The organism is Rhodococcus sp. EPR-147, assembly GCF_001647185.1.
Lineage (GTDB): Bacteria > Actinomycetota > Actinomycetes > Mycobacteriales > Mycobacteriaceae > Rhodococcoides.
Genome location: NZ_LVCU01000454.1, coordinates 1 through 9524, shown reverse-complemented (window position 1 = coordinate 9524; position 9524 = coordinate 1). Strand labels below are relative to the sequence as shown.

The following is a 9524-nucleotide window of genomic DNA, read 5'->3' as shown; positions in this document are numbered from 1 at the left end:
CGCCGTCGTGGGCGGCGGTGCAACGTGGTTTTCGACCACGTACATCGTTCTCCTCGCGGTCGCGATGATCGCAGGCGCCGGCAAGCAGGGTGAGCCCTGGGCGATGAAGTTCAATCTGATTCTGCAAGTGTTCGTTCTGTTCGGAACGGTGTTCCATCTGTCCATCGGCATCGTCGGCCTGATCTTCATCGCCGTGTGGCTGTATCTGCTGTACCTGCGCCGTGACATCACCGAGCGAATCCGACGTGGGATGCTGCCGGGGCAGCGCGACTGACAGGGGAAACCTGTCGGTTTCGGCGATGCGGCGCGCGCCGCATCGCTGTGTTCCATTACTGTTCTCGACGTGACCGACCGCACCCTTGTACTGATCAAGCCCGACGGAGTTGCCCGGCGTTACGTAGGAGAGATCCTCGGCCGCGTGGAGAAGAAGGGTCTGAGCATCGTCGCACTCGAGCTCAAGACCGTCTCCCGCGAACTGGCCTCGGCTCACTACGCGGAGCACGAGAGCAAGCCGTTCTTCCCCGAGCTGCTCGAGTTCATCACGTCCGGACCGGTGGTGGCCGCAGTTCTCGAAGGCCCGCGCGCCATCGCTGCGTTCCGCCAGATCGCAGGCGGCACCGACCCCGTGGCCAAGGCGGTTCCCGGCACCATCCGTGGTGACCTCGCCCTCGACGGTCAGCAGAATCTGGTGCACGGATCGGATTCCGTGGAATCGGCCGAGCGCGAGATCGCACTCTGGTTCCCCGGCCTCGCCTGACCGTTCCGCCTTCGACACGAAAAGCAACGCCTCCTTCCGGCCACGCCGCATCCGCTCGGAACCCGAACGGTGCGGCGTGGCGAGTACGCATCACAGCGTGTGGGATACTCGACGACAGATCGACTTCACTGCACCAGTACGTACAGGTTTCACGCTCCACCCGAAGCCCAGGCTTCACCGAAGTTCGCTAGACCGGTGTGGTGTATTCGATCGGATGACTGTCGTCTATCCGCTGCCCGTCATCGCAGATGCTCGAACGAGAGACAGGCTCGTTCGCGTTCTTGCTTGATGATCAGGCGCTCGGATCGCCGGTACACCACCATCCAGCCAGGCACCGCACACGCTGTCGTCGACCCCCGAGAACTACGAAGTGGTCATCGGCTCGGGTGCGGAGCGAGACCGAACAGCTGACGTCCAACCCGACGTGAGTACACAAGGATTGCCCTCGCGTGGCCGCGTCACACCCGAAGTCGGATGGACGCGCCCGGGGGCCCGAGGAGACTACGTGGCCGATCAAAGCCCGCCCGAAGATGTACAGAACGCAAACGCAGGTCGTACGGAGCCTCCCGGCGCGGTGTCGTCTGTGGAAACCGACGCGGTGGCGTCGGCGCAACCCGACACGATCGAGCTGCCGACCAGGCTGCGCGTGCACGCTCTGGCAAAGATTCTGGGCGTCACCAGCAAGCAGTTGCTCGTCACCCTCGGTGAGCTCGGCATCGAAGCGCGCAGTGCACAGTCGAGCCTGAGCCGTGACGTCGCGGAGTCCGTTCGTGACTCGGTCAACGCGCCCACAGCGCCCGCCGGGCAGACAGTCGAGTCGTCGATTGCCGCGCAGCCGGAGCCGGTTGCGGAGGAACCTGTCGAGGCACCCGCCGTCGAGGCCTCGTGGTCCGAGCCGCAGCTGTTCACCAGCGCGCCCGCTCCGGAGCCGGAGGCCGATCGGTCCGCGGCAACGACCGACCAGCCCACCGCGACGACGTTCACCACCCCGCTGTTTCTGCAGCCCGCAGCCGTGGACGCCCCAGCGGCGGAATCGGCGGAGTCACCGGCGGAGCCCCCGGCGCGCCGTCGCCGCAGCCGCAAGGCAGCGCCCAAGGACGAGGTCGCCAGCGCGGACACCGACGGCAGTGAGTCCGCGGTGACGCCGGAGACCGCCGCACCCGAGACCTCTGTACCGGAGACCTCTGCAGTCTCGACCGACCGGTCCTCTTCCGAGGCCGACGAGTCGACCGCAGCCGAGGGATCGACCGACGGTGACGGGGACGACGATCAATCTCAGCCTCGACGCCGACGCCGTGGCCGCCGTGGACGCGGCCGTGGTCGCGGCGAGCAGTCCTCGGACGAGTCGAACGACGACAATTCCGACGACGATTCCGACGGCGACTCGGAGACCACCGATTCGGCCGACGCAGAATCGACCGATTCCGACTCGGACGAGTCCTCGTCGAGTGACGAGCAGCAGTCGAACTCGGGACGACGCTCGCGTCGATCGCGCACTCGCAGCCGCACCTCGGACCGGCAGAACTCCGATTCGACCGATTCCTCCGACGACACGCGCACCGCGGACTCCTCGGCCGAGGACGGCGACGACGAGTCCGATTCGGGTGCCCAGGACAATTACGACGACTCCGACAACGGCGGTTCGGACGGAGACGGCTCGAGCCGTCGTCGTCGACGCCGTCGCCGGCGCAAGACCGGAGCAGAGGCCGCTGCCGAGGGCGCGTCGTCCGAGGACGATCCGCCCAACACCGTCGTGCACGAGCGCGAGCCGCGCAACAAGAGCCGGGCACCCCGGGACGAGGTCCAGGGAATCACGGGCTCGACGCGTCTCGAGGCCAAGCGTCAGCGCCGCCGCGACGGGCGCGATGCCGGTCGTCGTCGGCCGCCGATCCTCACCGAGTCCGAGTTCCTGGCTCGCCGCGAATCCGTCGACCGCGTCATGGTCGTGCGTGAGAAAGCGACTCCGGATCACCCGCTGACCACTCAGGTTGCCGTGCTCGAAGACGGTGTGCTCGTCGAGCATTTCGTCACCAGCAGTGCCACTGCGTCCATGGTCGGCAACGTCTACCTGGGCCGCGTACAGAACGTGCTGCCCAGCATGGAAGCAGCCTTCATCGACATCGGGCGTGGCCGCAATGGCGTGCTGTACGCGGGCGAGGTCAACTGGGACGCTGCGGGCTTGGGCGGAAACTCACGGAAGATCGAGCAGGCTCTCAAGCCAGGCGATCAGGTTCTGGTCCAGGTCAGCAAGGACCCGGTGGGGCACAAGGGTGCTCGCCTGACCACGCAGCTGTCGCTCGCGGGTCGTTTCCTCGTCTACGTGCCCGGTGGAAGTTCCACCGGCATCAGCCGCAAGCTGCCCGACACCGAGCGCAAGCGTCTGAAGGAGATCCTCCGCGACATCGTGCCTCCCGAGGCCGGCGTCATCATCCGTACCGCAGCGGAGGGCGTCAGCGAAGAAGAGCTCGCACGCGACGTGACTCGCCTGCAGGCGCAGTGGGCCAGCATCGAAGAACGCTCGGCCAACGCCGAAACCGGCAAGGGCGTGCAACCACAGACGCTGTACGAAGAGCCCGACATGCTCGTCAAGGTCATCCGTGACCTGTTCAACGAGGACTTCTCCAAGCTCGTCATCGAGGGCGACAAGGCGTGGACGACGACGTCGAACTACGTCGAGACCGTGGCCCCGGACATGATGGAGCGGCTGCACCGATACGAGGCCGACGGCAGTTCCGTCGACGTCTTCGCCGCGCACCGCATCGACGAGCAGCTGGCCAAGGCCCTCGATCGCAAGGTCTGGCTGCCGTCCGGCGGCACCCTGGTGATCGATCGCACCGAGGCGATGACCGTCGTCGACGTCAACACCGGCAAGTTCACCGGCTCGGGTGGCAATCTAGAAGAGACGGTCACTCGCAACAACATCGAGGCCGCCGAGGAAGTCGTGCGCCAGATGCGGCTGCGAGACATCGGCGGCATGATCGTCGTCGACTTCATCGACATGGTGCTCGAGTCCAACCGCGATCTCGTACTCCGACGACTCACCGAGTCCCTCGGACGCGACCGGACTCGCCACCAGGTCTCCGAGGTGACCTCGCTCGGTCTGGTGCAGATGACCCGCAAGAAGCTCGGCACGGGGCTCGTCGAGGCGTTCTCCACCACGTGTGAGCACTGCCAGGGTCGTGGCATCGTCGTGCACCCGTTCCCCATCGACGCCAAGCCGGACAACGACGGCGGTCGGTCGAACTCGTCGCGTTCGGAATCGGGCAACTCGGGAACGAGCAGCAGGCGTCGTCGTGGCAAGGACAACAAGGCCGACGGCAACGATCGGTCCGACGGCAACGAGCGGGCCTCCTCGAACGATCGGGCCGGTGCGGCAGACGGTCAGGACCACCCCGTGGTCGATCCGTCGATCAAGCGGGCGCATCCGGTGGCGCTGGCCATGGCGGCGCACCACGACGACGTGGTGGCCGACGTCAGCCCCGCTGATGTCGAGACACCTGCCCCCGAATCTCCCGGCGGCGACGCCGAGGTGACCGTGGTCTCCGCCGACGATGTGGAGGTTGCGGCTGCTGCGGCGGCCGACGCGGAGACGAACGTCACGGCAGCCGATGCGGCCACCGAGACCGAGGCCGACCGGCCTTCAGCCGAGCCGGTGGCACCGAAGGCTCGACGCGGACGGCGGGTGGCGCGCAAGGCAGCCGCGCCGACCGGCACAGCGCCCGACGCGGGCATGGTGATCGTCGTTCCTGCCGCGGACGACTCAGCGGACGCCACGACCTCCGACCAGGCAGGGACGGCACCCGACGAGGTGGCGGCTCCGCTCACGGCGGCGGCCGAACAGTCCGTGGAGCCGGTGGAGGTGCCGGCGGCACGTCCTCGCAGACGGCGCGCAGCAGCGCGGCCTGCAGGGCCTCCGGTGGACATCGATGCCTAGCATCGCGGGGCAGTTTGACCCTGGCCGTCTCTCTGCCGTAACCTTGATAAGTCGCTCCCGGTGACACCGTTCTGCTGTGCCGTAGTGGCCTTGCAGGAAGCAACGGTTCTCGAGCGGGCCTAGGTGAACATCGCCGTGGCCGGCCGATAGGGAGCAAGCAAACACGTTTTACCAGACCAGTCGTGTTGCCATGCGCAACGCGAGCAAGTTCGAAGAAGCAAGGGGTAGCCCTCCGATGGCAACGTACGCGATCGTCAAGACCGGCGGAAAGCAGTACAAGGTCGCTGTTGGTGACCTCGTCAAGGTCGAGAAGATCGAGGGAGCGCCCGGCACTGCTGTCTCGCTTGCTCCGGTCCTCGTCGTAGACGGATCCGACCTGACCACAGATGCAGACAAGCTGGCGAAGATATCGGTCGCCGGTGAGATCGTCGAGCACACCAAGGGCCCGAAGATCCGCATCCACAAGTTCAAGAACAAGACCGGATACCACAAGCGTCAGGGACACAGGCAGAAGCTCACTGTCCTCAAGGTCACCGGCATCAAGTAACCAGGTCCCCGCAGGACCTGAGTTCTCCCAAGCTGATTCACCCCGAGGAGGGTATGCAACATGGCACACAAGAAGGGCGCATCAAGCTCCCGTAACGGTCGCGACTCGAATGCTCAGCGCCTCGGCGTCAAGCGTTTCGGTGGCCAGACCGTAGGCGCAGGCGAGATCCTGGTTCGTCAGCGCGGCACGCATTTCCACCCCGGCGTCAACGTCGGCCGTGGCGGCGACGACACCCTGTTCGCACTCGCCCCCGGCGCAGTCGAGTTCGGTGCCAAGCGCGGTCGCAAGACCGTGAACATCGTTCCGGTTGCTGTAGAGGCCTAGTCCTTCTGCAGCGCTGGCGCTCACGATGGCCGACGCGACCGGGCAACTGCTCGTGTCGACCATCCACGGCGTACGTTCAAAGCTCCCGATAGGGGCGGACCAGGGTCATGAGACCGGTCCGCCCCTATCGCTTTTTTCTCCCGCTTTCTCTTTCACGAAAGGATCGAAGACAGCTATGTCACGATTCATCGACCGCGTGGTGCTGCACGTCAGCGCCGGCAAAGGTGGCAACGGCTGCTCTTCGGTTCACCGCGAGAAGTTCAAGCCTCTCGGCGGCCCGGACGGCGGTAACGGAGGGCAGGGCGGCGGAGTCGTGTTCGTCGTCGACAGCAACGTCCACACTCTGCTCGACTTCCACTTCTCCAGCCATGCCAAGGCAGGCAACGGAACTCAGGGCATGGGTGGCAACCGTGAGGGTGCCAACGGCGAGGACCTGATTCTCAAGGTTCCCGACGGCACCGTCGTGCTCGACAAGAAGGGCAATGTGCTCGCCGACATGATCGGCGAGGGAACACGTTTCGACGCCGCTCCCGGCGGCCGCGGCGGCCTGGGCAACGCAGCTCTGGCCTCGAAGGCTCGGCGGGCACCCGGATTCGCGCTGCTCGGCGAAGAGGGCATCGAACGCGAGCTCGTCCTCGAACTCAAGTCCGTCGCAGACGTGGGCCTCGTCGGTTTTCCGTCGGCCGGTAAGTCGTCGCTGGTCTCGGTGCTGTCCGCAGCGAAGCCGAAGATCGCCGATTACCCCTTCACCACATTGGTGCCCAACCTCGGCGTGGTCTCCAGCGGAGACACCACCTTCACCGTCGCAGACGTTCCCGGACTGATCCCCGGCGCGAGTCAGGGCCGAGGTCTCGGTCTCGACTTCCTGCGTCACCTCGAACGGTGTGCCGTTCTCGCGCACGTCGTCGACTGCGCCACACTGGATCCCGGCCGCGACCCGATCTCCGACGTCGACGCCCTCGAAGCCGAGTTGGCCGCATACAAGCCGGCGCTGTCCGGGGACGCCAGCCTCGGCGATCTGGCCGATCGGCCCCGCATCGTGGTGTTGAACAAGGCCGACATTCCAGAGGGTGCCGAGCTGGCCGAGATGGTCACCGCCGAGTTCGAGTCCCGTGGCTGGCCCGTGTACACCATTTCCGCGGTGACGCGTGCCGGTCTCAAGCCGCTGACGTTCGCATTGGCCAAGCTCGTCGAGGAGTACCGCACCGCGCATCCGGCTCCCGAGCCGCGGCGTCAGGTGCTGCGCCCGGTCGCTCGGAACGACGACAGCTTCAAGGTCGTCAAGGATCCGGACATCCCGGACGGCTTCATCGTTCGCGGTACCCGACCCGAGCGTTGGGTGCGTCAGACGCAGTTCACCAACGACGAGGCCGTCGGCTACCTCGCCGACCGCCTCGCGCGGCTCGGAGTCGAGGACGCACTCATCAAGGCCGGCGCTCAGCCCGGTGCTTCGGTCACCATCGGCGACGTGTCGTTCGACTGGGAACCGCAGACTCCGGCCGGCGTCGAGATCACGATGACAGGCCGTGGCACCGATGCCCGTCTCGATCAGGTCGAGCGCATCGGCGCCTCCGAACGCAAGCATGCCCGCCAGGTACGTCGCGGGCTCGATACCGAACAGGAGTAGACGTGGCGGCGGTGCGTGAATCCGATTCGCTCGCAGAGGCTCTCACCGATACCCGTCGCACGATCGCCGATGCCAAGCGCATCGTGGTCAAGATCGGTTCCTCGGCGCTCACCAGCCTCGACACCGGTCTGGATCTGACTCGACTCGATCTGCTCGCCGACGCCATCGAGTCTCGGATGCGTAGCGGCACCGATGTGGTGGTCGTGTCCTCCGGTGCGATCGGCGCAGGGATGGCACCGCTGGGCCTGACGAAGCGTCCACGGGACCTGGCAACCAAGCAGGCTGCTGCGAGCGTCGGTCAACTCGCTCTGGTTCATGCGTGGAGCTCGTCGTTCCACCGGTACGGGCGCACGGTCGGACAGGTTCTGCTGACCGCCGAGGACATCGCGCGGCGAACCAACCACCGCAACGCTCAGCGCACCCTGGATCGGTTGCGCTCACTCGGTGCCGTGGCCATCGTCAACGAGAACGACACGGTCGCCACCGCAGAGATCCGGTTCGGCGACAACGATCGCCTGGCTGCTCTGGTCGCCCACCTCGTCGGTGCGGACGCACTGTTCCTGCTTTCGGACGTGGACGGGTTGTACGACGGTGATCCCCGCAAGGGCAGAGCGACACTGATCCCGGAAGTGACCAGCCCCGAGGATCTCGACGGTGTCGTCGCCGGTTCGGGGGGAGCGCTCGGCACCGGCGGAATGGCCTCCAAGCTGTCCGCTGCGCGTCTCGCGGCCGACGCCGGCGTTCCGGTGCTACTGGCCGCGGCATCCGATGCTGCCCATGCGCTGACGACGTCCGCGGTGGGTACCGCTTTCGCTGCCCGGCCGACGCGGTTGTCGGCGCGCAAGTTCTGGGTCCGTCATGCTGCCGATGCTGCGGGAGAACTGCACCTCGACGCCGGGGCAGTGCGTGCCGTGGTGGAGCGGCGACGATCGTTGTTGTCCGCTGGTATCACGTCGGTGACGGGTTCTTTCCACGGCGGAGACGTGGTGTCGTTGGTTGATCACGCTGGCGTACTGGTGGCTCGGGGGGTCGTCGCGTACGACTCGGGGGAACTCGTCGGGATGCTCGGGCGGTCGACAGGGGAGTTGGCCGCAGAGCTACAACGCCCGGTGGTTCATGCCGACGATCTGGTTCCTGCCTGATCGACATCGTCGGCCAACGCGGTCGCTACCTCGGAACAGCCGGCGTGCAGTGTGAGAGAAGCGAATTCGTCGCCCCGAGTGGTGCCTCGGTTGACGATGACGATGGGCTTCGACTTCTTGGACGCGTGTCTGACGAACCGCAGGCCCGACATCACGGTCAGCGAGGATCCGAGCACCAGCAGCGCGTCGCTTCGGTCGACGAGATCGTATGCCTCGGCCACGCGCGGCTTCGGTACGCTCTCACCGAAGTAGACGATGTCGGGTTTGAGTATGCCCGAACATGATTCGCAGTCGACCATGCGGAAGTGTGCGGTCGAGGAAATGATGGCGTCGGCATCGGGGGCGATCTCGACGCCGTCCGCTGGCGCAACGGACTCGAGGAAACCGGGATTGGCACGATCGAGTCGGCGGGCCAACTCGAAGCGCGAGATCAACCGCTCGCAGTTCAGGCAGCGAACTCGGGCGTAGACGCCGTGCAGGTCGATGACGCGTCGGCTGCCCGCCTTGGTGTGCAACATGTCGACGTTCTGGGTGATGATCCCGGTGACGACGCCTGCCCGTTCGAGTCGGGCGAGCGCTCGGTGGCCGTCGTTGGGCACGGCGGCGTCCATGTGTCGCCACCCGACATGGTTGCGGGCCCAGTAGTGCCGGCGGAATTCGGCGTCACCGATGAACTGCTGGAACGTCATCGGGTTTCGAGGCGGTGACTGCGGACCGCGGTAATCGGGAATCCCGGAGTCGGTGGACATGCCCGCGCCGCTGACGACGGTGACGGTCTTCCCGTCGAGCAGGGAAGTCAGCTGCTCGTACGGTGCCGCGGACACAGGGGTTGCATTCACTTCGTCCAGGATAGCGATCCCTCGCCGGATGGGCACCGTGGATACGCCAACGGCCCGCACCGACCTGGATAGCGTCGGTGCGGGCCGTGAGGACGTGCCGGTGTTACGCGGGTACCTCGACGAGGGGGTACGCACCGTTCTCGTCGTGCGTCTCGTTGCCGACGACGGGAGGATTGAACACGCAGAGCATGCGCATCTGGGTACGCGGCTCGACAGTATGGCGCTCGTGTCCGTTGAGCAGGTACATCGATCCCGCACCGAGCTCGTAGGTCTCGCCGGTCTCGCGGTCCGTGAGCGTTCCCTCGCCCTCGATGAGCCAGACGGCCTCGACGTGGTTGGCGTAGTGGAAGTTGT

9 protein-coding genes are annotated in these 9524 nt (G+C 66.1%); 7 read left to right on the top strand and 2 right to left on the bottom strand.

All coding sequences use genetic code 11. The annotated features are described in order from the left end of the window. From A2J02_RS19675 to proB, 7 genes are all read left to right on the top strand, one after another. Window positions 1-274 (top strand): DUF4233 domain-containing protein (locus tag A2J02_RS19675; RefSeq protein WP_068052476.1); only part of this gene is annotated, 274 nt, incomplete at its 5' end. Window positions 275-343: 69 nt separating this feature from the next. Further along, window positions 344-757, top strand: coding sequence for a nucleoside-diphosphate kinase (gene ndk, locus A2J02_RS19670; protein ID WP_032394582.1), 414 nt, complete (start codon window positions 344-346; stop codon window positions 755-757). A 505-nt stretch (window positions 758-1262) separates the two neighbouring features. After that, a complete protein-coding gene (locus tag A2J02_RS19665) occupies window positions 1263-4691 on the top strand; it encodes a translation initiation factor IF-2 N-terminal domain-containing protein (RefSeq protein WP_082898930.1) in 3429 nt (1142 codons plus the stop codon). A gap of 235 nt (window positions 4692-4926) precedes the next feature. Then, on the top strand, window positions 4927-5238 hold the full coding sequence (gene rplU / locus A2J02_RS19660) for a 50S ribosomal protein L21 (RefSeq protein ID WP_032394581.1): 312 nt from the start codon (window positions 4927-4929) through the stop codon (window positions 5236-5238). A gap of 60 nt (window positions 5239-5298) precedes the next feature. After that, window positions 5299-5562, top strand: a complete 264-nt coding sequence (rpmA, locus tag A2J02_RS19655; RefSeq protein ID WP_032379202.1) for a 50S ribosomal protein L27 — start codon at window positions 5299-5301, stop codon at window positions 5560-5562. A gap of 175 nt (window positions 5563-5737) precedes the next feature. Then, window positions 5738-7189, top strand: coding sequence for a GTPase ObgE (obgE, locus tag A2J02_RS19650; protein WP_037193128.1), 1452 nt, complete (start codon window positions 5738-5740; stop codon window positions 7187-7189). Between the two features lie 2 nt (window positions 7190-7191). Continuing rightward, a complete protein-coding gene (gene proB, locus A2J02_RS19645; RefSeq protein ID WP_179272193.1) occupies window positions 7192-8331 on the top strand; it encodes a glutamate 5-kinase in 1140 nt (379 codons plus the stop codon). On the opposite strand, the gene A2J02_RS19640 is transcribed toward proB, so the two are convergent. Continuing rightward, window positions 8304-9155 carry a Sir2 family NAD-dependent protein deacetylase gene (locus A2J02_RS19640; protein ID WP_156516310.1) on the bottom strand — a complete coding sequence of 284 codons (852 nt, stop codon included), beginning with the start codon at window positions 9153-9155 and terminating at the stop codon, window positions 8304-8306. The genes proB and A2J02_RS19640 overlap by 28 nt on opposite strands. A 118-nt stretch (window positions 9156-9273) precedes the next feature. Next, window positions 9274-9524, bottom strand: a 251-nt coding sequence (locus A2J02_RS19635) for an ectoine synthase (RefSeq protein WP_197478076.1), incomplete at its 5' end; no start/stop codon positions are given.

Coding starts and splice junctions, on each gene's coding strand:
- rplU (WP_032394581.1), top strand. CDS start 4,927: ATGGCAACGTACGCGATCGTCAAGACCGGCGGAAAGCAGTACAAGGTC.
- rpmA (WP_032379202.1), top strand. CDS start 5,299: ATGGCACACAAGAAGGGCGCATCAAGCTCCCGTAACGGTCGCGACTCG.
- obgE (WP_037193128.1), top strand. CDS start 5,738: ATGTCACGATTCATCGACCGCGTGGTGCTGCACGTCAGCGCCGGCAAA.